Raw genomic sequence first — 26,298 nt, 5'->3', positions numbered from 1 at the left:
GCCGACTCGAGGCAGGAGCGCCATGGGGTTTGGCCGCTTTCGGCCTCTGGCCGGGCCGGCGATCGCGGTGCCGGTAGCGCTGTGCATCGGTCTGACCGTGCTGCTCGCCGTCGACGACGGCAGCACGACGGTGCCCGTGATCGACGACCTGATCATTCTCGGGCTCTCGACGTACGCCGCGGTGTGCGCGGCGCTGGCGGCAATGTCGGCGGTGGGGCGCATGCGGACCGCCTGGGCGGTCATGGCGGCTGCGGTGGGGGCGTGGGCGTTCGCCGATCTCATCTGGCTGTTGTGCGACTACGTGTTCCAGGTGGAGCCGTTCCCGTCGCCCGCCGACCTCTTCTATCTCGCGTTCAGCGTGCTGGCCGTCCCGGCACTGCTCAGCATGGCACCGTTCGATGTGTGGTCGCGACGGCAGGCCAAGCTGCGCATCACCCTCGACGGGGTCACGGTCGCGCTGTGCTCGTTCCTGCTGGCCTGGCTGCTCGCGCTGGACAGCGTCTACGAGGCCTACCGCGACGACAAACTCGCGCTGGGTCTGGCGCTGTTCTATCCCGCCGCCGACATCGTGATCCTGGCGGTGTCGGTCGCCGTCCTGGCGCGCGTCGACACCAGCCAGCGCGTGGTGCTCGCGCTGCTGGTCTTCGCGTTCGGCGTCATGACGATCACCGACAGCGCGTTCGCCTACGCGGTGGCCGAGGACAGCTACGTCACGGGCAGCCTGATCGACGTCGGGTGGGCGGTCGCCACCGTCGCCATCGGCATCGCCGCACTGTGGAGCCGGCACACACCGCCTCCGCGCGCCGCGTCGGTGGCGGTGCCGTCGGCCACCGCGCTGTGGGCGCCGTACCTGCCCCTGCTGCTCGTCGGCACCGTGGGGCCGCCGCTGGTCACCCAGGGCCTCGAACGCTATGTGGCGCCCGTCATCGTCGTCGCGGTGTGTCTCCGTCAGTTCGTGGCGGCGTGGGAGAACCGGCAGTGGGTCAAGGCGGCGGCCGAGCATTCCCTGAAGGATCCGTTGACGGGGCTGTCGAACAAGACCCTGTTCCACGACCGGCTGACCCACGCGATGATGCTGCGGTCCCACGACGACCGGCCGGTGATGGTGGTGTCCCTGGACCTCGACGACTTCAAGTTCGTCAACGACAGCCTGGGCCATCCCGTCGCCGATCGGTTGCTGGTCCACGCCGGGCGTCGCATCGCCTGCTGCGCGCGGCCCGGTGACACCGTCGGTCGGGTCGGGGGAGACGAGTTCGCCCTGCTGCTCGAGGGCGATGTGCACGATTCGCAGCGCGTCCTGCAGCGCGTGGTCGACGGGTTCGACGACCCCTTCGACGTCGACGGGCAGCAGGTGACCATCCGATGCAGCGTCGGGGTGGCAGTGGTGTTCGCCGACGAACCCGATGTCACCCCGGACACGATGCTCGCCCGTGCCGACATGGCGGTGCGGGCCGCCAAGCAATCGCACTTTCCGCGCGTGCGGTTCTTCGAGGAGGACATGGAGCAGGCGGAGCCGGATTCGGGCGAGGGCGGCGATGTGAGCACCGACCGCGTCGCCGTTGCCGGAGCGGCGAAGGTCCGCCTCCTCGGGGAGTTGCGCCGCGCGGTCGACAAGGGCGAACTGGAACTGGCCTACCAGCCGAAGGTCGATCTCGGCAGCGGTGAGGTCGTGGGTGTCGAGGCGTTGCTGCGGTGGCCGCACCCCCAGCTGGGGCTGCTGCACCCGGGAATGTTCATGTCGCTTGTGCGGGAGCACAAGCTGATCCGGCCGGTGACGGACCTCGTCGTCGAGAAGGTGCTCGACGACGCCGCGCGGTGGGTGGCCGGCGGAGCTCACATGCCTGTCGCCCTCAACCTGTTCGCCCCGTCGCTGCGCGACACGCAGCTGCCCTCGAGGCTGCGGGAGGCTCTTCAGCGGCGCGGCCTGCCCGCCGACGTGCTGACCGTCGAGATCACCGAGGACCTCGTGATCAAGGATCTCGACCTGGTGACGGGCGTGCTGGGGCAGCTGCGCGAACACGGGATACGGGTCGCCATCGACGATTTCGGCAGCGGCTATTCGGCGCTGTCCTACCTGCGGGACCTGTTGATCGACGAGATCAAACTCGACCGCAACTTCATCGGGTCGGTCACTTCCGACCCGCGGGCGGCCGTCGTGGTGCGCGCCATAATCGAGCTCACGCACGGGCTCGGGATGACGGTGGTGGCCGAGGGGATCGAGGATGTCACGACCGCGAACTGGCTTCGCGACAGCGGCTGCGACATCGGCCAGGGCTTCTACTTCGGCAAGCCGATCGATGCCGGCGACGTCCCCGATCTGGGGCGGCTGTCGATCGGACCGGCGTAGTAATCACGTTCGGCCGCCGCAGCTGCTGCACCACAACAATTTTCAGCACCGATTCACAGAGTATCGATGAACTCGCCCACCAACGCGGGGAAGCGGCCGCGGTCCGGCCGGAAGATGTCGTGGGGGGAGTCGGCGAACTCGTGCAGCCGCGCCTCGGGGAACAGCGTGCGGTACCGGGCCCAGGTCGCGTCGTCGACCATCGGGCTGTTCAGGCCGCGCACCGCGAGCAGCGGAGGCTGCCATTGCGACAGCGGTTCCCAGAACGACTGGGTGCGTGCCGATCGCAACGTGGCGACGGCGGCGTCGCGGTCCACCCGGTGCGCCACCGGCGTTCCGCGCCATCGCCCGTCGAGCAGGCCGAAGATGATGTCGTCGGTCAGCTCGATCTCCTCGGGCACGTAGTCGCCGATCGAGAGGGAGCGCACGCGGTCACGGTGGGCGAGTGCCCATATCAAGGCATAGGGCGTCCCGCGCGAGAACGTCACCAGGTGCACGGGGCCGTCGGTGACGGCATCGACGACCGCCCCCACATCGCGGGCCAGGGTGTCCGAGTCGTACCGGCCGTCGGGGGCGTCGCTGTGGCCGTGTCCGCGCAGTTCGGCGATCACCGTGCGCCGGCCGAAGGACGTAGGGGCTAGGAGGTAGTCGTCGGCGACACAGGTGAACCCCGGCACGAAAACGACAGGGGCGCCGCGGTCTTCGCCTCCCGAGTCGAGGTAGCGCAGCCGCGCGTCGCCACCGGTGGCGTAGGCGAACGTCGACATCAGCCCTTGGGCGGGGCGGGCGCGGCCGCGTGGACGACCGGCTGGGCGCTTTCGGCTTTCATCCGGTGGAACAGGTCCACGTAGTAGGGCATGCACTGTTCGAGTGCCTGTTCGGTGGTGAACAGTGGGCGATAGCCGAGATCGCGTTCGGCCTTGGCGATCGAGAAGTAGTTGTCCAGGTAGATGCGTTCCACCGCAAGCGGTTCGAGCAGGGGCTTGGGTAGGCCGAACTTGAAGTGCAGGAACTGCCAGACGGTCATCGCGAACCACACCAGCCGGCCGGGTATCCGGATCGTCGGCCACGGTTGGCCGCACGCCTGCACGACGGGCCGGGAGAACTCGAACATGTTGATCGGCTCGCCGTCGTTGATGAAATACGCCTGCCCCGGGGCGGTTCCCCCCTCGACCAGATGCTGGGCGGCCAGGATGAAACCGTGCACGAGGTTGTGCACGTAGGAGTTGTCGAGCTTGACGTCCTTGTTCCCGACGAGCACCTTGACGTGCCCGGCGAGCACGCTCTCGAAGACCTTGCGGAACATCGTCTGGTCGCCTCGGCCCCAGATGCCGCTGGGGCGGATCGAACACGTCAGCATGCCCGAGACCCCGTTCTGGGACAGCACGAACTTCTCGGCGACGACCTTGGTCTCGGTGTAGAGATCGTTGAAACGGTCGGTGTAGGGCAGTGTTTCGTCGCCGCCGGCGATGCGCCGACCGCCCATCACCACGGAGTTGGAGGCGGTGTAGACGAACCGCTTCGTACCGGCCTTCTGCGCGGCATGGACGAGGTTCTGCGTGCCGGTGACGTTTACCGCGAAGCTGCGCTTGCGGTACTCCTCGGTGACCGACGCCCCGCCCATGAGGTCGATGATCGCCGCGGTGTGGAACACGGTGTCGATCTCGTCCACGGCGGCCGCGACGTCATCGGGGTCGGTGATGTCGCCCTGGAACACCTCCAGTCGCGGGTGCGCAGGCAGCGGCGACGGGACGCGGTCGAAGGAGCGGACCTCGAGGCCGCGGTCCAGGAGTTCGGTCACCAGGTTGGCGCCCACGAAGCCGGAGCCCCCGGTGACCAGGACCCGGCCGAGTTCCGTCTGCAACGTTGCATCACCCATGCCGGGCAGAATAACTGAAACGTGTTCCAATTTCGAGATGCCGGCGGGAATCCCGTTCCGTCGTCAGTCGTCCGACTCGTCGTTGGCCGCCAGTGCCTTCTCAACGCGCTCGCGCGCCCCGGCTAAGTGGGCTTCGCAGCATTTGGCCAGCTCTTCGCCCCGCTCCCACAGTTTCAGCGACGCATCGAGGTCCAGGCCCCCGTGTTCGAGGCGTTCGACGACCTCGATGAGCTCGTCGCGGGCCTCTTCGTAGCCGAGCTGACTAATAGGCTTCACTGTTCCCCCTCGCTGACTGCGGTGACCGCGCCGTCGGACACCCGGATGCGCAGCTTCGTGCCGGCCGGCGCGTCGGCGACGGCGTGCAGGACGTGCGGAGCGCCGACGTCCGGGATCGCCTGCACCACCGCGTATCCCCGGGCCAGGGTGGCCGCGGGGCCCAGCGTGGTCAGCCGGGCCGCCAGGTGCCCGACGCGCTCGGATTCGCGGGTCAGCAATCGCGTGACGTCACGGCGGGCCGCTGCCCGCGCGCGGTGGATCTCGTCGGCGCGGACATCGATCGCCGCAAGCGGCCGACTCATCACGGGCCTGCTGCGCAGCTGCGCGACCGCGTGGGCCTCCCGGTTCACCCAGTTGCGGAGCGCGCGTGCGCTTCGCCGCCGGAGATCGCCGACGAGGGCCTGCTCGGCCGCGGTGTCGGGCACGATCCGCTTCGCGGCGTCGGTCGGGGTCGCGGCGCGTAGATCGGCGACCAGGTCGCACAGCGGGTTGTCGGGCTCGTGGCCGATGGCACTGACCACCGGCGTCGTGCACCGCACGATCTCGCGGCACAGCGTCTCGTCGGAGAACGGCAGCAGGTCCTCCACGCTGCCGCCGCCGCGGGCGAGCACGATGACGTCGACCTGCGGGTCCGCGTCGAGGGCGCGCAGCGCCTCCACGATCTGGGGAACGGCGTTGGGGCCCTGCACCACGGTGTTGCGCACCGCGAACCGCACGGCCGGCCATCTGCTGGACGCGACGGCCGTGATGTCGTGCTCGGCGGCCGACGCCCGCCCGGTGATCAGCCCGATCGTGCCCGGCAGGAACGGGATCGGGCGCTTCAACCGCGGGTCGAACAACCCCTCGGCGTCCAGCAGCCTGCGCAGCCGGTCGATGCGGGCCAGCAGCTCGCCGATGCCCACCGCCCGGATCTCCGACACCCGCAGCGAGAACGTGCCGCGACCGGTGTAGAAGTTCGGCTTCCCGTAGACGATCACCTGGGTCCCGTCGGACATCCGAACCGGGGCGTTGGCGACGAGGTCGCGCGGGCACGTCAGCGACAGCGACATGTCCGCCGCGGGATCACGCAGGGTGATGAAGGCGGTGTTCGAGTTGGGCCGCAGGGTCAGCTGGGCGATCTGGCCCTCGACCCACACCGCGCCGAGCTTGTCGATCCACCCGGCGACGCGGATCGCGACGCCGCGCACCGGAAACGGGTTGTCCGCGGACTGCCCCGGGGCAGCTCCGTCTGCTGCGCTCGCCGGGGTCACTTCGCCGAGGCGCGCGTGATCCTGTTGGCCAGCAGCGTCTGATAGGGCGCCCGGGCCTTCGTCGACTCCTCGTAGGCGAGCAGCGCCTCCAGATCGGGGACGCGCAGCGACGTCAGGCGGGCCCGCAGCTGGGCCAGCGTCAGCGACTCGTACTCGATCTCGGCGACGATCTCGGGAGCGTCGGCGTCCGCTGCGGGCGTCTCGGCGGGCGTGTCCGCCTTCGGGACCTCCGGATCGCCGCTGAACAGCGCGAAGCGTCCTTCCGTCAGGCGCTCGCCGTCGCGCACCGGCAGCTCCACCACATCGGCGGTGTCGCTGTCCGCGCCGTCGACGTCCTCGTCGAACGTCGCCCATTCGGGCTGCTCGTCCTTGGGCGGGAAGATGGACTCCAGCGTCTCGTCCCCCTTGATGACCAGGACGGCGACGTCCTGCTGCATCTTCATGACCAGCTGGGCGATCTGGCTCGCGACGGTCATCGGGTACATGAGGATCGTCTGCGGCAGCTTGCGCGTCTCCTCGATGGCGGTCACGGCCGCACCCACGAGCAGACGGACGCCATACGGTGCAGTTGACATGGCCACAGCCTACGACTGGGCGGTTCGGGGGGCAGGTAAGTACCCTGGAGTCATGCCGCCGACTGTGAACATGGGCATCCCGGGTGCCGCCAGCTCGGTCGTCGAACGGACGGCGGGCAAACGAGTCCTTCTCGCCGAGCCCCGCGGGTACTGCGCCGGGGTGGATCGCGCCGTCGAGACCGTGGAACGCGCCCTGGAGAAGCACGGCGCCCCGATCTACGTCCGCCACGAGATCGTGCACAACCGCTACGTCGTCGACACGCTGGCCAAGGCCGGTGCGATCTTCGTCGAGCAGACCGACGAGGTGCCCGAGGGCGCCATCGTCGTCTTCTCCGCCCACGGCGTCGCGCCGACCGTGCACGTCGAGGCCGCCGCCCGCAACCTCAGGACCATCGATGCCACGTGCCCGCTGGTGACCAAGGTGCACAACGAGGCCAAGCGCTTCGCCCGCGACGACTTCGACATCCTGCTCGTCGGCCACGAGGGTCACGAGGAGGTCGTCGGGACCGCCGGCGAGGCACCCGACCACGTGCAGGTCGTCGACAACCCGGACGCCGTCGACAAGGTCACCGTCCGCGACCCGAACAAAGTGATCTGGCTGTCCCAGACCACGCTCAGCGTCGACGAGACGATGGAGACGGTGCGCCGGCTGCGGGAGAAGTTCCCGACGCTGCAGGACCCGCCGAGCGACGACATCTGCTACGCCACCCAGAACCGGCAGGTCGCGGTCAAGGCGATGGCGCCCGAGTGTGAACTCGTGATCGTCGTCGGGTCGAAGAACTCGTCGAACTCGGTGCGCCTGGTCGAAGTGGCTCTGGGCGCCGGCTCCGAAGCCGCCCATCTGGTCGACTACGCCGACGACATCGACCCCGCGTGGCTGGAGGGTGTCACCACCGTCGGTGTCACCTCGGGCGCGTCGGTGCCCGAGATCCTGGTGCGCGGCGTGCTCGACCGCCTCGCCGAGCACGGCTTCGGCACCGTCCAGCCCGTCACGACGGCCAACGAGACACTCGTCTTCGCCCTGCCGCGCGAGATCCGCCCCGCCCGAAGCTGAGCCGGTACGTTCGGCGAACGTGACCCGTGTGCGCCGCGCCCTCGCAGTCGTCCTGCTCGCCGTCCTCGTGCTCGCGGGGTGCAGCGACGCCGAAGACCGACTGAGTTCGACTCTGCAGAGCTTCGCTGATGCCCTCGGGCGCGGCGATGCGCACGCCGCCGCCATTCTGACCAGTGACCAGGCCGCGGCCGCCGACACGCTGACCGCGCTGTTCGACAGCCTCGGCAAGGATGTCCGTTTCGAGGTCCGCGACCGCCGCGCCGAGGACAGCGCGGCGAGCTTCACGTTGGCGGCGACGTGGAAGTTCGGTCCCGAGAAGCGCACCGAATGGACGTATACGACGCAGGGGACCGCGAACGCCGCCGGCGACGACTGGGCCATCCAGTGGAATCCCGCCACGGTCGCCCCCGGCCTCGACGAGGGCCCGCTGACCTACAGCACCCTCGTCCCGCAGCCCGCCGCCCGGGTGCTCGACCGCACCGGTGGGGAACTCCTCACCCAGCACGTGGTCACCCTCGTCGACGTCGCCGCCGGTGCCGACGTGAATGCCGTTGCCGCACTGCTCAACCCGATCGCGCCGGGGATCACCCCGCAGTCACTCGGCGGTGACCTCGCCGCTGCGGCGGGCAAGCCGGTCACCGCGATCACGCTGCGGGAGGAGGACCTGGCGCCGATCCGCGAGCAGCTGTCGACGCTGCCCGGCGTCACGCTGCGACCTCAGACCCGGCTGCTCGCGACCGACCGCGCGCTGACGTCGCCGACGTTCGCCGGCCTGTCCGACCTCTGGCAGCAGCGCACCGATGCCGCCGCGGGGTGGGCGGTCACCGCCCAGACGGCCGGCGGCGCGCGACGCGTCGGAGGCCAGGACGCCGCCCCCGTCGGCGACATCGCCAGCACCATCGACATCGGCATGCAGCTCGCGGCCGAGTCGGCCCTCGCCCCGCTGACCACGCCTGCCGCGATCGTCGCGCTGCAGCCGTCGACCGGCAACGTCCTGGGCGTCGCCCAGAACGCCCCCGCGGACGCGCAGGGCGCCATCGCGCTGACCGGTCTGTATCCGCCGGGGTCGACGTTCAAGACGGTCACGGTGTCGGCGGCACTGCAGGCCGGTCAGGTCACCCCCGACAGCATCGTCAGCTGTCCGGGTACCGAGAACATCGAGGGCAGGCAGATCCCGAACGACGACAACTTCGAGCTCGGCGACGTCCCGTTGCACACGGCGTTCGCCCGCTCCTGCAACACGACGATGGGGCGGCTGGCGGTGAACCTGCCGCCGGACGGGCTGACCAAGGCGGCCGCGCAGCTGGGCCTGGGCATCGACTTCGTGTCGCCGGGGATGACGACCGTCACCGGATCGGTGCCGGTGGCCGACACCTCGGCGCTGCGCGTCGAGGAGGGCATCGGGCAGGGCAAGGTCACCGCGACACCGTTCGGCATGGCGCTGGTCGCGGCCACGCTGGCACGTGGCTCGGTACCGGCCCCCGCGATCGTCGAGGGGGAGCCGGGTCTACCCGACCGTCAGCCCGAGCCGCTGCCGCCGACCGTCGACGAGCAGGTGCAGGCGATGATGCGCGAGACGATCACCGGGGGTACGGCCACCGCGCTGCAGGACATCCCGGGCCTGCTCGGCAAGACCGGCACCGCCGAGTACATCGACGATCAGCACGCCCACGGCTGGTTCGTCGGCATCCGGGGCGATCTCGCGCTGGCGGTGTTCGTCAGCGATGCGGGCAGTTCGGGCCCGGCGGTCGAGGCGGCGGGTCGTTTCCTGCGCGCCGTCCCCTGACCGGGGTCAGATGTCGTATTCCCAGCGATCGGCGTCGACGTCGCGCTGCGGGGCGCGCCTGCGGGCACGTGACTCGGTCCGGTCCTCGGCGTCCTCGCCGCGGTAGCGCACCCGGGACACGGGGTGATGTGAGCCGGACCCGTAACCGTCGAACGCGTCGTACTCGCCGAACCTGCCGCCGTCGTCGAACCGGCGGTCTTCGTAGCTGCTGCGCCGCTGCGGACGCTCCCGGACGGGCCGCTCATAGCGGTCTTGCCGGTCGTAGGACTCGTAGCGTGTGCGGCGCTCACGGGGTTCGCGAGGCTCGCGCCCCTCGCGGGAGGACCGGGACGAGCGCGACGTCCGCGGCTCGCGGGGCTCCCGGGATTCACGCGAGGATCGGGTGGCCGACGAGCGGGACCGGCGACGGGGTTCTCCTGCGGAGTCGTCCGTGGGTCGCGGTCGGCGCGGGCGGGGACGGTCGTCGACGACGGCGTCGATGATCTCGGTCTCGGGCGCCCGGGAGTGCCGGGACCGGGACGGGGCCCGCTTGACGGGCCGTGCGCCCCGGGAGGAGCGGCCTGCGGCCGGCTTCGCGTCGCGGGCACGGCGACGCTCGGCGGCGCGCCGCGCACGCGGATCGCCGTCCTCGGCATCATCGACATCGGTGTCGTCCCCGGCGGTCCTGCCGCCGAGCAGCGACGACAGTTTCGACGACAGCCCGGCGCTGCGGCCCGGCGTGGCCGCGCGTTCCTCGGCGGCCTCCGGGGCCGCGCGCTTGGCGGCCTTGCCGAAGTACCAGCGGCCCAGGCCGATCAGCAGCACGGCCGCGGAGGTGAAGAACATCAGCGGGAAGCGTTCGATCAGCGGATAGCCGCAGTTGATCAGGACGTCCTTGAGGCCCTGGATCTCGCTGCTGTGCATCAGGAAATACGCGCCCGGCACCGTGACGAACAGCACCAGGGGTGGCTGGATCACCGCGGTGAACAACCCGCGCTGCTGGACGGCGAGCACCGCGATCAGGCAGCCGAGGACGTAGAGCGTCGAGAAGGCCGCGGTGAGCTGACCGCCGCCGGATCCAGCGTCGAAGGCGAAGCCGATCGCCGACGCGACCACAGCGGTCAGAACGGCACCCCACCACGGAATCCCGGTGACATTGGGGTGCACAGAGCGGTGATCGGCCGCGACTGCCGGCCGCGTGCGCTGTCCTGACACAGGTCGACCGTACCGGCTACGACGACCGCTCGTCGCCAGCGAAGGGTGGCGTGGCGATCACATTGCCTACACTGTGGTCTCCGTGGGCCTCAATCTCGGAATCGTCGGACTCCCGAACGTCGGCAAGTCGACCTTGTTCAACGCCTTGACACGCAACGACGTGCTGGCAGCCAACTACCCGTTCGCGACGATCGAACCGAACGAAGGTGTCGTGGCCCTCCCGGATCCACGGCTCACCCGGCTGGCGGAGATGTTCGGGTCGGAGAAGATCGTCCCGGCGCCGGTGACCTTCGTCGACATCGCGGGCATCGTGAAGGGTGCGTCCGAGGGCGCGGGGCTGGGCAACAAGTTCCTCGCCAACATCCGCGAGAGCGACGCGATCTGTCAGGTGGTCCGCGTGTTCGCCGACGACGACGTCGTCCACGTCGACGGCCGGGTGGACCCGAAGTCCGACATCGAGGTGATCGAGACCGAGCTGATCCTGGCCGACATGCAGACCCTGGAGCGTGCGCTGCCCCGCTTGGAGAAGGAAGCGCGCACGCACAAGGACCGCAAGCCGGTGCACGACGCGGCGCTGGCCGCGAGCGCGGTTCTCGACACCGGTAAGACCCTGTTCTCGGCGGGAACCGACGTGTCGCTGCTGCGCGAGCTCAACCTGATGACGTCCAAGCCGTTCCTCTACGTGTTCAACGCCGACGAGTCGGTGCTCACCGACGAGGCACGGGTGGCCGAGTTGCGTGACCTCGTCGCCCCGGCCGACGCCGTGTTCCTCGACGCGAAGATCGAAGCGGAGCTTCAGGAGCTCGACGAGGAGTCCGCAGCGGAGCTGCTGGAATCGATCGGTCAGACCGAGCGGGGCCTGGATGCCTTGGCGCGCGCCGGTTTCCACACGCTGAAGCTGCAGACCTACCTGACGGCCGGGCCGAAGGAGGCGCGGGCGTGGACGATCAAGCAGGGCGACACCGCGCCCAAGGCCGCCGGGGTCATCCACTCCGACTTCGAGAAGGGCTTCATCAAGGCCGAGATCGTCTCGTTCGACGACCTGGTCGAGGCCGGCTCCATGGCGGCGGCCAAGGCTGCGGGCAAGGTTCGCATGGAGGGCAAGGACTACGTGATGGCCGACGGGGATGTGGTGGAGTTCCGGTTCGGAGCAACGTCTACATCGAAAGCCAAGGCGTAGCCGGCAGCGCGTCGGGGCAGATCCCTGGTTCTCCGCTTCACGTGCAACTCGGGCCGCCACGTCAATTACCGTGTGTGTGATGCCGATCAGGGTGAACGTCGACAACTTCGTCCGGGCAGAAACACACCGGATGTTCTCGGTCAATCAGGCAGAAGCCGGAGGGGTCGGGCAGTTCAGGCACAATCGAACGCCAGTCCGCATCGACGAGCAGACGGTCATCAGACTCAACCGTGACACGCTCTACAGCTTCGCGGTCGTGGACCTCGATAGCCCGGCACGTCTGACCTTGCCAGAGGCCGGTAGCCGCTATCTGTCCGCGATGATCGTGAACGAGGACCACTACATAAACAGCGTCCTGCACGAACGCGGCGAGCACATTCTCACCGCCGAGGACTACGGGACCCGCTATGTCTTCGTGGCGGTGCGCATCTTGGTCAATCCGGATGACCCCGACGACGTGGGGGCCGTGTCAAGACTTCAGGATGCCCTGAGCATCCAGGCCAGCCCGCAGGAGCCGTTCGTGATGCCGGATTATGACGTTGAAAGCTTGGACGCGACCCGCGATGCGCTGCTGCAGCTGGCCCGGGGACTGGGTCAATTCGACCGGACATTCGGGACGCCCGACGAAGTCGATCAGGTTCACCACCTGATCGGTTGCGCAGCGGGGTGGGGCGGGCTTCCGACCTCGGAGGCGGTGTATATCGGTGTGGACCCGGGTGTCCCGCCTGGCGACTACGAGCTGGTGTTCACCGAGGTTCCCGTCGACGCCTTCTGGTCGGTGTCGGTGTACAACGCGCAGGGCTTCTTCGAGCCGAACGAGAAGAACCTGTACACCGTCAACAGCGTCACCGGTCGACCCAACGCAGACGGTTCGGTCACCGTCCGTTTTGTCGGCGCGACTGACGGGGAGACCCCTGCCAACGCGATCATCACCCCGGACGGGTGGAACTACCTCATCAGGCTTTACCGCCCCAGGGCGGAGATCGTGGAGGGACGGTGGGCACCACCGGCACTCAACAAGTTGCAAAGGCGTTGAGCTGCGCCAAGCGCCGGGCCGACGGTGACGTGGTGGAGTTCCGCTTCAACGTCTGACGCGTCGAATGTGGGGGTCGTGTACGCGATCGGCGCGAAATGCGTCCACAGGGGCCCACGTTCGGCGATCCCGCTAGCGCATGGCCCGCAGGCGCGTGTCCAGTCGGCGCATCAGCACGGGCACACGGGTGCGGCCCGGGCGGGCCGGCGGGTAGCGCAGCAACACCTCGATCAGCACCGGTGTGGCTCTGGTGACTGCCCGATCGAGTTGCGCCACAGCGGCTTCCGGGTCGTCCGCGGCCAATTCCGCCGCCGCGGCGGCGTGCGCGGCCGAGCGCAGGATGTGGCCGACCTGGTCGGCACTGGCGAGGGGATGCAGGTAGGCCGCCGCTGCCGCGGCGGCCGCGGAGTGTGCGGCATGTCCGCCAGCCTGCGTGTCAGCGTCCCTGGCGGCACGGTGCGCATCGAGGGCCGTCACCCGCTGGAGGCGGCTTCGAGGCTCGCCTTCGAAGAACTGCCGGGCGGCGTCGAGCGCGGCCCGTGGCCGGGTGTCGCCCGGATGGGTCCGCTCGAACAGGGGCAGCACGTCCGCCGCGTTCAGGGCCGCGAAGCGCGTGACCTCGCGCAGTTCGGGCATCGACAGGTCGATGTAGCGCGGGGGGTCGACGGCCACAGCACCGAGTGTCCGCGCCGCGGTCAGCGTGGGCGTAGTCGGAAGATCGGGATCTGGCGGCCCGAGTCGGCTGTCTTCTCCTGGTAGTCGCCGTACCCGGCGTAGACCCCCTTCGCGAGGTCGTACAGCCGCTCGTATTCGCCGGGGTCGGTCACCTGTTCGGCGGTGAACGGCTCCAGCCCGAACGTGCATTCCGGATTGGCCTTGAGGTTGTGGTACCACTGCGGGTGCTTGTCGCCCCCGAAGTTCGACGCGACCAGGATGACGTCGGACCCGTCGTGGAAATAGGTGAGCTGCACCTCGCGGGTCTTGCCCGATTTCGCGCCGGTCGACCTCAGCGGGGCGTTCACGATGGGCCCCATGTTGACCCGGCCGCCGGTGAGGCGGAACAGAATCGGGTCGGTGCGGCGGGCGACGTGGCGCGCCAGGAACTGACCGACCGCGGACCGGCCGAAACGGACACCTTGTTCGTACCGACGTCCGCGGCGGCGGTGCGGGTCGACGTAGCGCAGCGGCATTACCGCAACCTACCGCGACGGTCGTCGGAGTCCGTCAACGCCTGACGGCCCGCGGCAGCCGCCGCCTCGCCGCGCGCTGGAGCCGGCTGACGGTGAGCAAGGCAACCAGCCCCGCCGCTTCGCGTCCGAGATAGGCCCGGCTGGTGCGTTGTTTCCACGTCGGGGTGCGCGCGCCGCGGCGGTGGCCGACGACATATCCCAGGACGGAGCCGACGCACAGCGCCACACTCAGTGCGGCCAGCAGCGCGAGGACGGTCATGGCGTCGAGCTTTCCCGGTCGCGGTTGCGACGGGATCACAGCGCGGCCACACCTCGTCGCGATTGCCGTGACCGCGCAGGGGGAATTGGCGTCGCCCGAATGACGTGACCGTGACGGGTAGACCTAGCGCGCCCGCATCGGTGCACGTTAACTTACTGTAGTAATACAGAGACTCCGACGAGTGAGGCGAGGGATGCGGCTGACGACGACGATCTGCCCGGCGCGGCGATCATCGAATTCAGGTCAGCACTTTTCCCACTGACGACATGGCTTACGAATACAACGCGTTGCTCGCGCGCCTGAACGGTTTTCACGTGCAATCCGTGCATTTCAACGGCGGATATCTCCAATTCGCGTTCACGTCCTTGTCGTCGCCCGATCTGCCGGTGCTCACCTGCGAGGTGTTGCCGACGATCGAGACGGCGAACGGACCTCTGACGGACGGTCAACCGGGCTACACCGACGCGATACGGTCGCTCATCGGTCATCACGTGGTCGCGACCCGGGAGAACGCCGCCGGCGGCCTGCAGGTCCATTTCGCCGAGGCCACCGTGACCGTGCGGCCTCCGGCCGACAGCCTGCACGGTCCCGTGATCGCGATGCTGTCGGATTTCGGCGACGGGAGCTCGATGACCTGGCGCCCGGGAGGTGCGGCTTTTGAGTACCTTTCTCAGCATGGGGCGCACCGACACGGCATCGCGGGTGATCGCCGCTGCCCGTAGGCGGGTGTTCTCGGCCCTCATCGACCCGGCGTCACTGCTCGAATGGCTGCCGCCGGCCGGGATGACGGGCCGCTTCGAGCACATCGACGTCCGGCCGGGCGGCTCGTATCGAATGACGTTGACCTACACCGAAATCCCTGCTGGGGGCGGTAAGAGCTCAGCCGACTCCGACGTCGTCGACGGCCGCTTTCTGGAGATCGTGCCCGACGTCCGCGTGGTGCAGGCCGGAGACTTCACGTCCGGCGACCCCGCGTTCGCAGGCACGATGACCATGACCTGGAGCCTCTCCGACGTCGAGGGTGGGACCCGCGTCGACATCCGGGCGGACGACGTCCCCGAGGGCATCTCCGCCGCCGACCACGTCGCCGGCATGACCTCGTCGCTGGACAACCTGGCGCGTTTCCTCGCCGGTTCCTGACCTGCGCTCTCAGCCGGCGCGATACTCCACGATCGCGTCCCGGCTGTACAGGGACTCCCCGGTGATCACCACGAGTTCGGTCGGCGACAGCCGGTAGGTGGTCCCCCCGTTGCGCGCCTCGAAGCCCGCGGAGATGGGCCGTACGTCGTCGAGGCGCAGTGTCGCCCCGTCTCCCAGGCGGACACCCTCGTATTCGAGCGTCCCGTCGGCCGCCTCGCAGACCACCATCGTCGACCGCTCGGTGCGTGCGATGGCCACGGCTCGCTGATCGTCGCTGCAGCGGGCGGAGTCGACGAACCCCTGCGCGTCGATGGCGAACGCCGGCACAGGTGGCGGAGCGGATGCGGCTGCCGGCACCCGGGGAGCGGCCGGAGGCAGGGGAGCGGCGGGCGCCCGGGGAGCGGCGGTCGGTGGCGGCAGGGACGTCGCGGGCGTGGCGGCCGACGGCGAAGTCGAATTCGGTTGCGCGGGAATCGTTTGGACGTGCAGGGTGTCGTCGGCCGAGTTCACCATCACCACGACGACCCCGAGCGTGGCCAGAGACGCGACGACGATCGAGATGGCCGAGCCGCGGGCGCTGAAGAGGCCGCGGCGTGGCGGATCGTGGTCGTCTGGCGTCGGCATGCCGGCTCCTTGTCGCGCCCGGATGAGCTGCTGTGCATCAGCAAACCATCGACTTCTGCGTAAACGCGCGAGGCGGGTCGGCGTTTCGCCGCTCGGCTGCCCGCACCGGCTACGGCATCACCGCGATCTCGTCGCCGAGCCGGTAGCCCTGCGCCAGGGGCAACCCGTCGCCGCTCCAGAACGATCCCGGGTCGAACCAGTTCGAATTCTTCTCGGTCTGCAGCAGCCCCATCTCCTCGTAGGTGATGGCCACCGTCTCGGCGCAGTAGGCGGTCTCCAGTCCGACCTTCGATCTCTCCGCCTTGCGGCGTTCCGCCGATTCTCGAACCTTATTGTGCAGGAACGGGATTCCGCGGGTGAAGTCGCTGACCGTCGGGATGCGGCCCCGCATCCACCGGCCCGTCAACCGCGCGGTCGTCGGGAACGGGGTCCCGTCCATCCTGGCGATGACCCGAAGCAACCGGTCCTCCTGTTCGCGCGTGGCGTAGGGGGTCAGTTGACGCAGCCAGCAGCGCTGGTCGTAGGTGTGGATCCACCGTTCGGCGGCCTGGCGCAGATCGTTGAGCTGGACGCCACGGTGGTGCGTGCCGGTCCACATGTCCAGCAGCTTGTCGCCCAGCTCGGCGTGCCAGATCAGCGGCGGCAGGTCGTCGATCGCGACGGTCATCCCGACGTGGTTGACCGGGCTGTTCGTCAGGGACTGGATGGCCCGGTCGGGGCCCGAATGTCCCCGGAACAGCCAGATATCGCCGGTGCGGGTCTCCTCCAGGGCCCGCTGCAGTGACACCGTGCTTGGATTCACCCCCGCAGCTTAGGCAGACTGGGCGCCATGCGTGGCATCTGGAAGTGGGTCGGTCTGGCCGGTGTCGCGGGCGTCGTCGCCGGCGGCGCCCTCGTCGCCCGGGATCAACGGCGCCGCAACGCCTATACCCCGGACGACATCCGGGCGCGCCTGCATCAGCGGCTCGCCGACTCCGAACGCACCGCGTAGAGCGTGTGGGCGCCCGAGAAACCCTTCAGTTTCGCGTCGCGCCCGTCGTCGAACACGAGGTCGTCGCAGTCGTCGCAGTCCAGCACCGCGTCGTAGACCGTGCTGCTGACCAGCGTCTCGCCGCCATCCGCCTCGCTCGCCACCCGGGCTGCCATCGCGACGTTGCGGCCGAACAGGTCGTCGCCGCGCCGCACCGACTTGCCCGCGTGGATGCCGATGCGGACCCGGATGCCGTTGGGCCGCTTCTGAAGTGAACGCTGAATGTCGATGCCGCAGCGCACGGCCTGCTCGGGCCGGCTGAACGCGACCATGAAGCCGTCGCCCTGGCTCTTCACGACGTAGCCGTCGTGCTTGCCGACCAGCTTGCGCACCGACTTGTCGTGCTTGCCGATCAGCCGCACGAAGGCGCGGTCGCCGATGCGCTCGTTGAGCGCGGTCGACTCCTCGATGTCGGAGAACATGATCGCCACCTTGCCGCTCGGCGCCAGGCGTGCCAGGTCGGGTCGCTCCACCTCGGCCCAGTCGGCGAGTTCCTCGATCGAGGAGCGGACCGCGGCGCCGAACCCGTCCTTGCGCAGGATGTTGGCGGTCTCCCACACGGTCTTGACCGCCCTGGTGCCTCCGGACACCAGCAGCTGCCGGGTGTCGAGGCGGTCGCGCAGCTCGTCGGCCTCGGCCCGGGCGTCCCGCAGTCTGACGGTCTGCACGGCCACCGCGACTCCGAGGCCCGCCGCCAGCACGGCGAGCACATACACCGCGATCAGTGTTCCGGTCATCCCCCCAGTATTGGATGCTGGGCACGTGACGATCGCGAAGGCCCCCTATTACGAGAGTCGCTTCCTGCGCGCCAACGATCCGGAGGCACGCAGGGCGGTCTGGCTACGGGAAACCCTGCTGCTGCCCGTCGGAGGTGATCCGGTCGCCGAGGTGTGGGTGATGCTCTTCGACCCGTCGGGTCACCGGGCCGTCAAACAGCGGTACGCCCTCGACGATGCCGACTTCGCCGACGCGGACTGGACCGCGCGGATCGCCACCACCGCCCTCGACGATCACGCCGCGACGGGCACGCTGCCCACGGCCCGGTGGGACCTCACGATCGCCCCGGCGGGGCAGGAGCCGGTGCGGATACTGACCGACCGGGCCTACGCGCGGAAGTTCCCGACGGCCAAGACGATGGTCCGCCACCCGCTCGCCCGCTTCGACGGCCGCGTCGAGGTCGCCGGTCTGGTCGTCGACGTCGACGACTGGATCGGCAGCGTCAACCACAACTGGGGGACCCGCCACACCCCGGCCTACGCCTACGGGCAGGTGTGCGGGTTCGACGAAGCACCCGAGTCGACGCTGGAGATCGTCACGGCCCGTGCCGCCCTCGGGTCTCTGTTGCTGCCGGGGGTCACGCTGTTCGTCTTCCGGCACGAGGGCCAGGAGTTCGCGGTGCGCTCGATCCGCGGCAGTCTGCAGTCCCACGGCAGCTACGCACCGTTCCGCTGGACGTTCGGGGCGCGGGTGGGCGAGCAGATGATCGAGGGTGAGATCGTCGCGGAGCCCGCCGACGTCCTCGGGCTGACGTATTCCGATACCCACGGCGGGGTGAAGCACTGTTACAACTCGGCGATCGCGAGCTGCCGAATACAGCTGGCCGGCAAGGCCTTCGAACGCGCGGAACTCACCAGCGGCAGAGCCATGTTCGAGATCCTGACCGACGACCGTCTCGACACGGTTCCGCTGTCGGTCTAACCCCAGGCCGCGGTCACCGTGGCCATGTCGAAGTAGTCCCGCCAGGACGCGATCCGGCCGTCGGCGACCTCGAACACCCCGGCCACCGGGAGCTCGAGGCGGCGGCCGTCCCGGAACCGCATCACGTCGGTGCGCTCGTTGAACACGAGGTCGCCGGCGCAGACCTGGCGGTGGATCCGGAAATCGATGCCGTCGACGGCGGCGGTGAAGTCGGCGATGAACGCCCTGATCGCCTCTCGGCCGACCACCGCCTCCATCGGGATGTTGTGGTACACACCGTCTTCGGTGAAGTGCCCGGCCAGCACGTCCGGGTCGGGTGCGGACCACAGCGCGCAGAATTCGGTCACCACGTCGGCGGGGGAGCGTGACATCGCCGGATCACCACCCCTCGGTCAGGACGCGGTCCAGTGCGTCGACGTAGAAGTCGGCCGCCTCGGTGTCGATACACAGCGGAGGCTTCGTCTTCAGGATGTTCTGATGGTCACCGGTGGGCTGGATGACCACCCCGAGTTCGAGCATCCGGTCGCAGATGGCGGTCGTCTCCTCCGGTGCGGGCTCCAGCGTCTGCGGGTCGCGGATCATCTCGACTCCCAGGTACAGCCCGAAGCCGTGCACGGTACCGACCAGCGGGTGCTTGTCGCGTAACCCCTCCAGGCGAGCCTTGAGGTATCCGCCGACGCGAACCGCGTTGTCCTGCAGCCGTTCCTCCTGCAGCACGTCGAGCACCGTCATGCCTAGAGCGCAGGACAGCGGGCTGCCACCGGTGGAGGAGAAGAAGTAACCCTGGCTGGAGAACGCCTCGGCGACGGCCCGGCTCGTGATCACCGCCCCGAGCGGATATCCGTTGCCCACCGACTTGGCGACCGACACGATGTCGGGTACCGCGTTCTGCTGCTCGAAGCCCCAGAACCAGTCGCCCAGACGGCCGTAACCCACCTGGACCTCGTCGGAGATCGCCAGGCCGCCGCCGGCGCGCACGGCCGCGTAGACCTGCTGCAAGTAGCCGTCGGGCAGCGCCATGCCGCCGGCGTTGCCGTACACGCTCTCGCAGATGAACCCGGCGGGCGGCCGTCCCGAAGCGATCAGCTCGTCGATCTGGGCGACCGCGTCGGCGGCGTAACGGCCGGCGTCGCTGCCGCGGTACTTACCCCGGAAGCTGTTCGGCGACTCGACGGTGTGTACCCAATCCGGGCGGGTGGCAAGGGCATTCGGGTTGTCGGCAGTCGACGTCGAGACCGCGTCGGTGCCGTACGTCCACCCGTGGTAGGCCTCGCGGACGGCGACGACGTCCCGGCGCCCGGTCGCAGCGGTCGCCAACCGGATCGCCAGATCGCTGGCCTCAGAACCCGAGTTCACCAGGAACACGGTGTCCAGCGGGTCGGGCAGCAGGGCGGCAAGGCGCTCGCTGAACTCGACGACGGCCTCGTAGTTGAAGCGCGAGTTCGTGTTCAGCCTCCGCAACTGCCGGGACGCGGTGTCGGCGATCCGGGGATGGGCGTGCCCCAGAACGGTGACGTTGTTGACCATGTCCAGGTAGCTGCGGCCCTCGGTGGACATCAGGTAGTGCCGTTTGCCGCGTTCGATCTGCGGCGGGGTGCGGTAGTAGAACTCCTGCACCGGAGCGAAGCTCGCGTCCCGGCGGGCCAGCAGATCATCACGGTCGACGTGGTTCAGGCCGGCCAGCCCGAGCAGGGGACGCGGGTCGCGCGTCTGGGCCAGCCATCCCGGTGCGAGGTCGGCACGGCTGAACGACGGAGCGACGGGCGCGCCGGCTGGGCGCACGGACAGCCCCACCCGTTGCCGGGCTGCGGCACGCGCCAGGACGTCGCCCGCACTGATCGGGCCACGCACGGTGCCCTGGGCGCCGGTGATCGTGACCTCGAACTCGGTGGAGTGCACAGTGATTCGACCGGCGGCGTCCTCGCTCACCTCGCCGTCCCACGGTGCCGCCAGCTCCAGCTCACCGGCCGGCCACAGGTCGAGACCGGTGGCGACCACCTCGGGGGCGTCCTGGCTCAGCCGCGGCGCCCGGCAGAGCCTCGCCTCGCCGTACCGGGTGACGACCAGCGGCGCGCCGGCATCGAGCGCAGCGAGGGCCGACGTCTCGTCGAACTCGGCGGGCAGCACACCGGTGCCGTCGAAGGCGTCGTCGTAGAGCGGGGACGTGGTGGACAGGTCGAGCGTCACCACGGCCGTACGGTCCATTGCGACCATCTGCGACTGGGTCCGCAACGGCGCGGCGGGTACGGCCATTCCGAGGTGGGCCCTGATCGCCGCGGTCATCACGTCGACGGGCACCGAGGAGGCCAGCTCGAACATCTGCCTCTCGCCGTCGGCCTGGTCGGTGATGTAGTCGTTGTCGGGGTCGAGGACCGCCTGCTGGGCGCCGCTGACGATCAGAACCGCCGTGCGCAGCACCACCATCGGCCACACCGCCTCGACCTCCGCCGCAGAGAGCGGACGCACGCCGTGGAACGCGTGGATCGCCGGAAGCACCGAGGTCACCTGTGCGCCGGCATGTCCCAGCAACGACGAGGCGGTGATCGCGAGCTCCGACACCGCCCAGGTGTGGGAGAGGTCGCCGAAATCGATGACGCCGTCGGGGCGCACCGCGCCGTGGCGCGCGGACACCACCACGTTCGCGTCGGTCAGGTCGAGATGCACCGCCTGCCGCGGCAGCGCGTCGTCCAGTTCGGTGATCCTCGCCCACGCGTCGCGGGCGACCGTCTGCAGGCGGGCCTGCAGTTCCGGATCCTCGACGTGCGCACTGAGTTCGTCGACCACGTCCATGCCGAAACGCAGGTCCCACTGCAGGATTCGGTCCAAACCGGGGTGGGCGAACTCCGCGAGCGCCCGACTCACTCGGCCCGCGACCTCGCCGAGGCGCATGGCGGCCGCGGGGGCGATGTAGCCGGACTCCAGCAGGGTCCCGCCGGGCAGGTACTTCAGCAGGCGCACATGGGCGGTGCCCTCCACCAGACCTGTGACGGCCGTGCACTTCTCGCCCGCGGAATTGGCCAGCGGCACCGCCACCCGCAGATCCGGCTCCGCCGCGGCGATCAGTTCGGCGGCGGCGTCCTGCGCGGCCAGTTCCTCGGCGGTGAACGCCGGGTTGGCGATCTTCAGCACCCCCACCACGGCTCCGTCGGCGTCCGAGACGGTGAAGTTCCTGTCCTGCTGACTGCCCAGTGACGTGGCCCGGGCGCTGATCCCGTAGTGCGTGGCCAGGATGTCCTGTGCCTGGGTTTCGCTGACCTGAGGTGCGGGCAGCTCGCGCTGCTCCAGGAAGTTGAATCCCGCGGTGGGCTGCGCGCTCATCGGGACAGCACGAAGTCGCTGACGACGTCGGAGAACGCGTCGTTGTCATCACCGGCGGCGGTGTGCCCGGCGCCGGTCAGTTCGGCGAACTCGGCGTTGGGCACCTTGGCCAGGAAGTCCTGCACCGCTTCCTCGCTCACGACGTCGGACAGCTTGCCGCGGATGAGCAGAATCGGGATGGTCAGCTCGATGGCGGCCTGTTCGAGCAGTTCGACCCGCACGAACGGGTCCTCGGACGGTTTGGTCAGGAACGCCGGATCCCAGTGCCAGTACCACCGCCCGTCGCGCTGCCTCAGGTTCTTCTTCAACCCCTCGGGGCTGCGGGGCTTCGTGCGGTGGGGCAGATAGGCGGCCACCGCGTCGGCGGCCTCGTCGAGGGTGTCGAAGCCGTCGACGTGGCTGAACATGAACTCGCGGATGCGCGCGCTGCCGTCCTTCTCGTAGCGCGGCACCACGTCGACGAGGACCAGGCGGGTGACCACCTCGGGGCCGGCCTTACGGGCCGCCAGGATGCCGGTGAGCCCGCCCATGCTGGCGCCGATCAGCACCGTGGGCCGCCCGATCCGGTCGAGCACGTTCAGGGTGTCCTCGCACAACGCCTCGACGGTGTACCGGGCATCGGGGGAGCGGTCGCTGTCACCGTGCCCGCGGCTGTCGAGCGCCACCACGTGCAGCCCGCGGTCACCCAGGATCTGGCCGGTCTTCTTCCAGGAGAAGCGGTTCTGGCCGCCGCCGTGCATCATCAGCACCGAGGGCCTGGTCTCGTCGAACCCCACGGTCTCGGCCGGATTGTTCCACTCGTCGGCGACCAGGGCCAGATCCTCGGCGCCGCGAAACGTCGCTGTCCTCGGTTCGCTGTGGCCAGTACTCACGGCGTCCTCTCGCTCACCCCGGGTGATCACGTTACCCAGCGCACCAGTTCACCCCATCCCGGGTCCCGGGGGGTGCGGTGTCATTATTATTGACGGCTGTGCAAGCTCATGATGACCACGACGACGACCGTCGCAGCATCATGCGGGCCGCCTACGTGTGCCTGGCCGACCCGCACGCCGGGCCGGTGCCGGTCGCGACGATCCTGCGGATCGCCGGGGTGTCGAGCCGCGCGTTCTACCGCCACTTCATGTCCAAGGACGACCTGTTCCTGGCTTTGCTCGAACAGGAGGGTCAGACGGTGATCGGCGGGGTGGACCGGGTGGCCGCGGAAGCGGCCGGCTCGCCGGTCGACCAGCTCGAAGCGTGGATCGCCGCACTGTTCGATCTGATGGTCGACCCCGGTCAGCGGATGAAGCTGACGGTGATCGACTCCGAGGAGGTGCGGGCGGCCAAGGGGTACAGGGAGATCCGCGAACGACTGCACGCCGCGCGCGAGCGCGGACTGTCGGAGATCCTGCGCCGGGGCCTCGACGACGGGTCTTTCCCACTCGCCGAGCCGGACACCGACGCCGTCGCCATTAACGCGATCGTCAGCCGTGTGCTGGGTGGCCAGACCACCGCCGACCCCGAGGTGTGGAAGAAAGCCCACGTCGCGGTCGTATCTTTCGCGCTGCGCGCGGTCGGTGCGACCAGCCGGCGCTGACGACGCCGATGACTTCGGCGCCTGTCGGCGGTCTCAACGGTGAGGACAACCTTCGACCGAAAGGGATCGCATGCCTGCCATCGTCGCGTCGCTGTGGTTCGACGACAACCTGGAAGACGCCGTCGCGTTCTACCTGTCCATCTTCCCGAACTCATCCCTCGATTCACTCGAGCGGTACACCGACGCCGGCCCGGGCACTCCCGGCCAGGTGGTGTCGGCGACGTTCCGGCTCGACGGTCAGCGGTTCATCGGGATCAACGGCGGCCCACAGTTCCCGTTCACCGAGGCGGTGTCGTTCACCGTCGAATGCCGGGACCAGGACGAGGTGGACCACTACTGGGACCGGCTCGTCGAGGGAGGCGAGGAGTCGCAGTGCGGCTGGCTCAAGGATCGCTACGGCTTGAGCTGGCAGATCGTGCCCGACCGCCTGACCGAACTCACCACCGATCCGGATCCCGCCCGGGCGGCGGCCGCCACCCGCGCGTTGCTCGGGATGCGCAAGATCGTCGTCGCCGAGCTGGAGGAGGCCGTCGCGGGGGTGTGAGCTGGGCTGTCCGGTCGAGCGTCCCGCCGCTGCGACCCGGTCAACCGCCCGCGGAGCCTTCGGTAACGCCGGGCCCGGCGACCCCGGAGTGCGCGGCCGCCGAATACGATCCCGCGAACGGCACGTACGTTGGACCGACGGAGGGGTGTGCACACAGTCTCACCCGGCCGCGCGTGCGCCGAAGAGGAGCGAACATGGCAGACGAGCCTGCTGCCCCCGACGGGGAACTGAGGAGGGCGGGATCGAGCGCGACGGACGTCGAGCCCGAGGCCGTCGAGCTGACCGACGTCGACGACACCACCGAGGTGGCCGCGGCCGACCCAGAAGCCGACGGGGACACTGACGGCGACGGCGACAGGGACAGCGACGAGACCGAGCCCGCGGCGGTCAGACGCCCGATGTCGCACGTCAAGCTGGCCCTGCTGGCCGGCCTTGCCGGCGTCGTCGCACTCGCCGCACTGACCGGGTGGCTCGGGTATCGCACCTACGAGTCCCAGCGCGCCGAGCAGCAGCGAAACTCGTTCCTCCAGGCGGGCCGCCAGGGTGCGCTCAACCTGACGACCATCAACTGGGAGAGCGCCGACACCGACGTCCAGCGCATCCTCGACTCGGCCACGGGCACCTTCTACGACGATTTCCAGCGGCGCGCCGAGCCGTTCGTCCAGGTGGTCAAGCAGGCACAGTCGAAGTCGGTCGGCACCGTCGCCGAGGCGGGTCTGGAATCGTCCAGCGACACCGAGGCCGACGTGCTCGTGGCGGTCATGGTGCAGACGACGAATGCCGGAACGCCCGAACAGCAGCCACGGAGGTGGCGGATGCGGGTCACGGTGCAGGAGGTCGACGGCCAGGCCAAGGTGTCGAACGTGGAGTTCGTGCCGTGACCGAGAATGTGGAAGGTGGCGAGACGACGATGGTGAAAACCGGCGGAGACGACGCAGACCTCGCGACGGGCGCCACGGACGTCGAGTCCGACGCCACCGAGCTCGAGGCCGACACCACGCGGGAGACCGCCGCCGGCGTCGCTGCCGGGCCGGCGCAGCGCGGCGTCGACTGGTCCCGCGTCGTCGCGTTCATCGTCCTGCCCGCGCTGGCGCTGCTGCTCGCGGCAGGCGCGGGATACCTGAAGTGGCAAGACAATTCGGTCCGCAACAGTGAAGTCGCCTCGATCACCTCGGTGCAGGCCGCCCGCGACACCGCGATCGCCCTGCTGTCCTATGCGCCCGACACGGTGGAGCAGCAGCTCGGCGCCGCCCGCGAGCGGTTGACCGGTGAGTTCCTGGATTCCTATACGACGCTGACCAACGACGTGATCGTCCCGGGTGCCAAGGAGCAGCAGATCTCGGCGATCGCGTCGGTGCCCGCGGCGGCCTCGGTGTCGGCGACGCCCGACAGGGCCGTCGTGCTGCTGTTCGTGAACCAGACGGTCACCGTCGGGTCCGACGCACCGACCGACAACGCCTCCAGCGTGCGGGTCACGCTCGAACGGCACGGCGACCGCTGGCTGATCTCGGAATTCGACCCGGTGTAAAGGCCCGTCAGGTCTTGCGGCCGGGGTGGCTGCGCGCCAGCACGGGCAGCAGCATCCAGCGGGGCGCCAACCGGTTCACCATCGCCGCCGCACGATTCGGTGTGCCCGGCACGATGACCCGCCGGCCCCGCGCGAGCCCGTCGACGGCGGTGCGGGCGACCGCGTCGGCTTCCTCCCAGAGGAACTTCGGCAGCATCTTCTCCGCCTCGTCGTCGGGAATGCCTGCGGCCTCGCCGAATCCGGTGCGCACCGGCCCGGGACACACCACCGCGGCGGCGACGCCGGTTCCCTTTAGCTCCTCGCTGATGGCCTCGGTGTAGGACAGCACGAACGCCTTCGCCGCCCCGTAGGACGCCTGCCACGGCACCGGTCCGAACGCGCCGACGGACGCCACGTTGAGCACCGCGCCACGGCGGCGCTGCACCATGCCCGGAACGAAGCGGGTGCACAGGTCGACGATCGCGGCGACGTCGACCTCGACCAGACGCAGCTCGGCGGCGACGTCCACCGTCGCGACGCCGCCGAGATTGGACATGCCCGCGTTGTTGACCAGTATGTCGACCGTAAGGCCCAGTGCGGCAACGTGATCCGGCAGCGTGGCGCGCTCGCCGGCATCGGCCAGATCGACCGGGATCACGTGGTGGCCGCCGCCGAGCGAATCGGCGAGTGACTGCAACCGCTCGGCGCGTCGCGCCACCAGGATCAGCTGATGACCACGGCGGGCCAGCTCACGCGCGATCTCCTCGCCGATTCCCGACGAGGCCCCGGTGACCAGAGCTGCCCCGGACCGGGAGGGAGGGGGCAGCGTCGGCATGCGGCA

The 26,298-nt window shown here is 69.4% G+C and carries 29 protein-coding genes; 13 read left to right on the top strand and 16 right to left on the bottom strand.

Annotated elements, in window-relative coordinates; translation table 11 throughout:
• Positions 1-22: 22 nt before the first annotated feature.
• Complete coding sequence (locus FHR72_RS23205) at positions 23-2,347, top strand: putative bifunctional diguanylate cyclase/phosphodiesterase (RefSeq protein ID WP_183472783.1); 2,325 nt, start codon at positions 23-25, stop codon at positions 2,345-2,347.
• Positions 2,348-2,400: 53 nt separating this feature from the next.
• Here FHR72_RS23205 and FHR72_RS23200 read toward each other — a convergent pair whose 3' ends face one another.
• The 5 genes from FHR72_RS23200 to FHR72_RS23180 all read right to left on the bottom strand — a co-directional run bounded on the left by FHR72_RS23200 (position 2,401) and on the right by FHR72_RS23180 (position 6,324).
• On the bottom strand, positions 2,401-3,111 hold the full coding sequence (locus tag FHR72_RS23200; RefSeq protein WP_183472780.1) for an alpha/beta fold hydrolase: 711 nt from the start codon (positions 3,109-3,111) through the stop codon (positions 2,401-2,403).
• A complete protein-coding gene (locus FHR72_RS23195; RefSeq protein ID WP_221194279.1) occupies positions 3,111-4,223 on the bottom strand; it encodes a 3-beta-hydroxysteroid dehydrogenase in 1,113 nt (370 codons plus the stop codon). Before FHR72_RS23195 ends, FHR72_RS23200 begins: the two co-directional genes overlap by 1 nt.
• A gap of 63 nt (positions 4,224-4,286) precedes the next feature.
• Entirely contained in the window at positions 4,287-4,499 is a 213-nt protein-coding gene (locus FHR72_RS23190) for an exodeoxyribonuclease VII small subunit (protein ID WP_183472777.1), read from the bottom strand.
• Positions 4,496-5,749 carry an exodeoxyribonuclease VII large subunit gene (gene xseA, locus FHR72_RS23185; RefSeq protein ID WP_183472774.1) on the bottom strand — a complete coding sequence of 418 codons (1,254 nt, stop codon included), beginning with the start codon at positions 5,747-5,749 and terminating at the stop codon, positions 4,496-4,498. Before xseA ends, FHR72_RS23190 begins: the two co-directional genes overlap by 4 nt.
• Positions 5,746-6,324 (bottom strand): lipid droplet-associated protein, encoded by a 579-nt coding sequence (locus tag FHR72_RS23180; protein ID WP_183472771.1) that lies wholly within the window; start codon positions 6,322-6,324, stop codon positions 5,746-5,748. The genes xseA and FHR72_RS23180 overlap by 4 nt, the downstream gene beginning before the upstream one ends.
• Before the next feature lie 52 nt (positions 6,325-6,376).
• Here FHR72_RS23180 and FHR72_RS23175 point away from each other — a divergent pair, with 52 nt between their 5' ends.
• Together FHR72_RS23175 and FHR72_RS23170 are read left to right on the top strand one after the other, a co-directional pair.
• Positions 6,377-7,378, top strand: a complete 1,002-nt coding sequence (locus FHR72_RS23175; RefSeq protein ID WP_183472768.1) for a 4-hydroxy-3-methylbut-2-enyl diphosphate reductase — start codon at positions 6,377-6,379, stop codon at positions 7,376-7,378.
• Positions 7,379-7,406: 28 nt separating this feature from the next.
• Complete coding sequence (locus tag FHR72_RS23170) at positions 7,407-9,164, top strand: penicillin-binding transpeptidase domain-containing protein (protein WP_396888505.1); 1,758 nt, start codon at positions 7,407-7,409, stop codon at positions 9,162-9,164.
• A gap of 6 nt (positions 9,165-9,170) precedes the next feature.
• Here the strand turns inward: FHR72_RS23170 and FHR72_RS23165 are convergent, their stop codons facing one another.
• A complete protein-coding gene (locus tag FHR72_RS23165; protein ID WP_183472762.1) occupies positions 9,171-10,358 on the bottom strand; it encodes a DUF6542 domain-containing protein in 1,188 nt (395 codons plus the stop codon).
• Between the two features lie 82 nt (positions 10,359-10,440).
• Here FHR72_RS23165 and ychF point away from each other — a divergent pair, with 82 nt between their 5' ends.
• On the top strand, positions 10,441-11,538 hold the full coding sequence (ychF, locus tag FHR72_RS23160; protein ID WP_183472759.1) for a redox-regulated ATPase YchF: 1,098 nt from the start codon (positions 10,441-10,443) through the stop codon (positions 11,536-11,538).
• 79 nt (positions 11,539-11,617) lie between these two features.
• Positions 11,618-12,574 (top strand): DUF1214 domain-containing protein, encoded by a 957-nt coding sequence (locus FHR72_RS23155; RefSeq protein WP_183472757.1) that lies wholly within the window; start codon positions 11,618-11,620, stop codon positions 12,572-12,574.
• A gap of 129 nt (positions 12,575-12,703) precedes the next feature.
• Here FHR72_RS23155 and FHR72_RS23150 read toward each other — a convergent pair whose 3' ends face one another.
• The 3 genes from FHR72_RS23150 to FHR72_RS23140 are packed head-to-tail and all read right to left on the bottom strand — an operon-like array spanning position 12,704 to position 14,020.
• Complete coding sequence (locus tag FHR72_RS23150) at positions 12,704-13,243, bottom strand: putative immunity protein (RefSeq protein WP_396888503.1); 540 nt, start codon at positions 13,241-13,243, stop codon at positions 12,704-12,706.
• A gap of 23 nt (positions 13,244-13,266) precedes the next feature.
• On the bottom strand, positions 13,267-13,761 hold the full coding sequence (locus tag FHR72_RS23145; protein ID WP_183472754.1) for a nitroreductase/quinone reductase family protein: 495 nt from the start codon (positions 13,759-13,761) through the stop codon (positions 13,267-13,269).
• A 34-nt stretch (positions 13,762-13,795) separates the two neighbouring features.
• Positions 13,796-14,020, bottom strand: a complete 225-nt coding sequence (locus FHR72_RS23140; protein ID WP_183472751.1) for a hypothetical protein — start codon at positions 14,018-14,020, stop codon at positions 13,796-13,798.
• 266 nt (positions 14,021-14,286) lie between these two features.
• Here FHR72_RS23140 and FHR72_RS23135 point away from each other — a divergent pair, with 266 nt between their 5' ends.
• Together FHR72_RS23135 and FHR72_RS23130 are read left to right on the top strand one after the other, a co-directional pair.
• Positions 14,287-14,742: a hypothetical protein gene (locus FHR72_RS23135; RefSeq protein WP_183472748.1), complete on the top strand. Its 456-nt coding sequence runs from the start codon at positions 14,287-14,289 to the stop codon at positions 14,740-14,742.
• The gene (locus tag FHR72_RS23130) at positions 14,696-15,160 is read left to right on the top strand and encodes an SRPBCC family protein (RefSeq protein ID WP_183472745.1); all 465 of its coding nucleotides are present in this window, start codon (positions 14,696-14,698) and stop codon (positions 15,158-15,160) included. Before FHR72_RS23135 ends, FHR72_RS23130 begins: the two co-directional genes overlap by 47 nt.
• Positions 15,161-15,169: 9 nt before the next feature.
• On the opposite strand, the gene FHR72_RS23125 is transcribed toward FHR72_RS23130, so the two are convergent.
• Both FHR72_RS23125 and FHR72_RS23120 read right to left on the bottom strand, forming a co-directional pair.
• Positions 15,170-15,784: a hypothetical protein gene (locus tag FHR72_RS23125; RefSeq protein WP_183472742.1), complete on the bottom strand. Its 615-nt coding sequence runs from the start codon at positions 15,782-15,784 to the stop codon at positions 15,170-15,172.
• 109 nt (positions 15,785-15,893) lie between these two features.
• The gene (locus tag FHR72_RS23120; RefSeq protein ID WP_183472931.1) at positions 15,894-16,571 is read right to left on the bottom strand and encodes a guanylate cyclase; all 678 of its coding nucleotides are present in this window, start codon (positions 16,569-16,571) and stop codon (positions 15,894-15,896) included.
• Positions 16,572-16,613: 42 nt separating this feature from the next.
• Here FHR72_RS23120 and FHR72_RS23115 point away from each other — a divergent pair, with 42 nt between their 5' ends.
• A complete protein-coding gene (locus tag FHR72_RS23115; protein ID WP_183472739.1) occupies positions 16,614-16,775 on the top strand; it encodes a hypothetical protein in 162 nt (53 codons plus the stop codon).
• Here FHR72_RS23115 and FHR72_RS23110 read toward each other — a convergent pair.
• A complete protein-coding gene (locus FHR72_RS23110; protein WP_183472736.1) occupies positions 16,742-17,551 on the bottom strand; it encodes an adenylate/guanylate cyclase domain-containing protein in 810 nt (269 codons plus the stop codon). The genes FHR72_RS23115 and FHR72_RS23110 overlap by 34 nt on opposite strands.
• Positions 17,552-17,576: 25 nt before the next feature.
• Between FHR72_RS23110 and FHR72_RS23105 the strand changes: the two genes are divergently transcribed.
• Positions 17,577-18,512, top strand: coding sequence for a hypothetical protein (locus FHR72_RS23105; RefSeq protein ID WP_183472733.1), 936 nt, complete (start codon positions 17,577-17,579; stop codon positions 18,510-18,512).
• On the opposite strand, the gene FHR72_RS23100 is transcribed toward FHR72_RS23105, so the two are convergent.
• The 3 genes from FHR72_RS23100 to FHR72_RS23090 are packed head-to-tail and all read right to left on the bottom strand — an operon-like array spanning position 18,509 to position 22,702.
• A complete protein-coding gene (locus FHR72_RS23100) occupies positions 18,509-18,883 on the bottom strand; it encodes a limonene-1,2-epoxide hydrolase family protein (protein WP_183472730.1) in 375 nt (124 codons plus the stop codon). The two genes, FHR72_RS23105 and FHR72_RS23100, sit on opposite strands and share 4 nt — an antisense overlap.
• A 7-nt stretch (positions 18,884-18,890) precedes the next feature.
• Positions 18,891-21,830 (bottom strand): aminotransferase, encoded by a 2,940-nt coding sequence (locus FHR72_RS23095; RefSeq protein ID WP_183472727.1) that lies wholly within the window; start codon positions 21,828-21,830, stop codon positions 18,891-18,893.
• A complete protein-coding gene (locus tag FHR72_RS23090; protein WP_183472724.1) occupies positions 21,827-22,702 on the bottom strand; it encodes an alpha/beta fold hydrolase in 876 nt (291 codons plus the stop codon). The genes FHR72_RS23095 and FHR72_RS23090 overlap by 4 nt, the downstream gene beginning before the upstream one ends.
• Positions 22,703-22,842: 140 nt before the next feature.
• Here FHR72_RS23090 and FHR72_RS23085 point away from each other — a divergent pair, with 140 nt between their 5' ends.
• From FHR72_RS23085 to FHR72_RS23070, 4 genes are all read left to right on the top strand, one after another.
• On the top strand, positions 22,843-23,406 hold the full coding sequence (locus FHR72_RS23085) for a TetR/AcrR family transcriptional regulator (protein ID WP_183472928.1): 564 nt from the start codon (positions 22,843-22,845) through the stop codon (positions 23,404-23,406).
• 70 nt (positions 23,407-23,476) lie between these two features.
• The gene (locus FHR72_RS23080) at positions 23,477-23,950 is read left to right on the top strand and encodes a VOC family protein (protein WP_183472721.1); all 474 of its coding nucleotides are present in this window, start codon (positions 23,477-23,479) and stop codon (positions 23,948-23,950) included.
• Positions 23,951-24,144: 194 nt separating this feature from the next.
• On the top strand, positions 24,145-24,831 hold the full coding sequence (locus tag FHR72_RS23075) for an Rv1363c family protein (protein ID WP_183472718.1): 687 nt from the start codon (positions 24,145-24,147) through the stop codon (positions 24,829-24,831).
• Positions 24,828-25,478 carry an Rv1363c family protein gene (locus tag FHR72_RS23070; RefSeq protein ID WP_311736236.1) on the top strand — a complete coding sequence of 217 codons (651 nt, stop codon included), beginning with the start codon at positions 24,828-24,830 and terminating at the stop codon, positions 25,476-25,478. The genes FHR72_RS23075 and FHR72_RS23070 overlap by 4 nt, the downstream gene beginning before the upstream one ends.
• A gap of 7 nt (positions 25,479-25,485) precedes the next feature.
• Here FHR72_RS23070 and FHR72_RS23065 read toward each other — a convergent pair whose 3' ends face one another.
• A complete protein-coding gene (locus FHR72_RS23065; RefSeq protein ID WP_183472715.1) occupies positions 25,486-26,292 on the bottom strand; it encodes an SDR family NAD(P)-dependent oxidoreductase in 807 nt (268 codons plus the stop codon).
• Positions 26,293-26,298 lie beyond the last annotated feature (6 nt).

Origin of the sequence: Mycolicibacterium iranicum (assembly GCF_014190915.1) — a bacterium.
GTDB lineage: Bacteria > Actinomycetota > Actinomycetes > Mycobacteriales > Mycobacteriaceae > Mycobacterium > Mycobacterium iranicum_B.
The sequence above is the reverse complement of the archived record's forward strand: the minus strand, read 5'-3'. Positions and strand labels throughout refer to the sequence as shown.

Coding starts and splice junctions, on each gene's coding strand:
- FHR72_RS23205 (WP_183472783.1), top strand. CDS start 23: ATGGGGTTTGGCCGCTTTCGGCCTCTGGCCGGGCCGGCGATCGCGGTG.
- FHR72_RS23200 (WP_183472780.1), bottom strand. CDS start 3,111: ATGTCGACGTTCGCCTACGCCACCGGTGGCGACGCGCGGCTGCGCTAC.
- FHR72_RS23195 (WP_221194279.1), bottom strand. CDS start 4,223: ATGGGTGATGCAACGTTGCAGACGGAACTCGGCCGGGTCCTGGTCACC.
- FHR72_RS23180 (WP_183472771.1), bottom strand. CDS start 6,324: ATGTCAACTGCACCGTATGGCGTCCGTCTGCTCGTGGGTGCGGCCGTG.
- FHR72_RS23175 (WP_183472768.1), top strand. CDS start 6,377: ATGCCGCCGACTGTGAACATGGGCATCCCGGGTGCCGCCAGCTCGGTC.
- FHR72_RS23155 (WP_183472757.1), top strand. CDS start 11,618: ATGCCGATCAGGGTGAACGTCGACAACTTCGTCCGGGCAGAAACACAC.
- FHR72_RS23145 (WP_183472754.1), bottom strand. CDS start 13,761: ATGCCGCTGCGCTACGTCGACCCGCACCGCCGCCGCGGACGTCGGTAC.
- FHR72_RS23140 (WP_183472751.1), bottom strand. CDS start 14,020: ATGACCGTCCTCGCGCTGCTGGCCGCACTGAGTGTGGCGCTGTGCGTC.
- FHR72_RS23135 (WP_183472748.1), top strand. CDS start 14,287: ATGGCTTACGAATACAACGCGTTGCTCGCGCGCCTGAACGGTTTTCAC.
- FHR72_RS23130 (WP_183472745.1), top strand. CDS start 14,696: ATGGGGCGCACCGACACGGCATCGCGGGTGATCGCCGCTGCCCGTAGG.
- FHR72_RS23125 (WP_183472742.1), bottom strand. CDS start 15,784: ATGCCGACGCCAGACGACCACGATCCGCCACGCCGCGGCCTCTTCAGC.
- FHR72_RS23115 (WP_183472739.1), top strand. CDS start 16,614: ATGCGTGGCATCTGGAAGTGGGTCGGTCTGGCCGGTGTCGCGGGCGTC.
- FHR72_RS23110 (WP_183472736.1), bottom strand. CDS start 17,551: ATGACCGGAACACTGATCGCGGTGTATGTGCTCGCCGTGCTGGCGGCG.
- FHR72_RS23100 (WP_183472730.1), bottom strand. CDS start 18,883: ATGTCACGCTCCCCCGCCGACGTGGTGACCGAATTCTGCGCGCTGTGG.
- FHR72_RS23095 (WP_183472727.1), bottom strand. CDS start 21,830: ATGAGCGCGCAGCCCACCGCGGGATTCAACTTCCTGGAGCAGCGCGAG.
- FHR72_RS23085 (WP_183472928.1), top strand. CDS start 22,843: ATGCGGGCCGCCTACGTGTGCCTGGCCGACCCGCACGCCGGGCCGGTG.
- FHR72_RS23080 (WP_183472721.1), top strand. CDS start 23,477: ATGCCTGCCATCGTCGCGTCGCTGTGGTTCGACGACAACCTGGAAGAC.
- FHR72_RS23075 (WP_183472718.1), top strand. CDS start 24,145: ATGGCAGACGAGCCTGCTGCCCCCGACGGGGAACTGAGGAGGGCGGGA.
- FHR72_RS23065 (WP_183472715.1), bottom strand. CDS start 26,292: ATGCCGACGCTGCCCCCTCCCTCCCGGTCCGGGGCAGCTCTGGTCACC.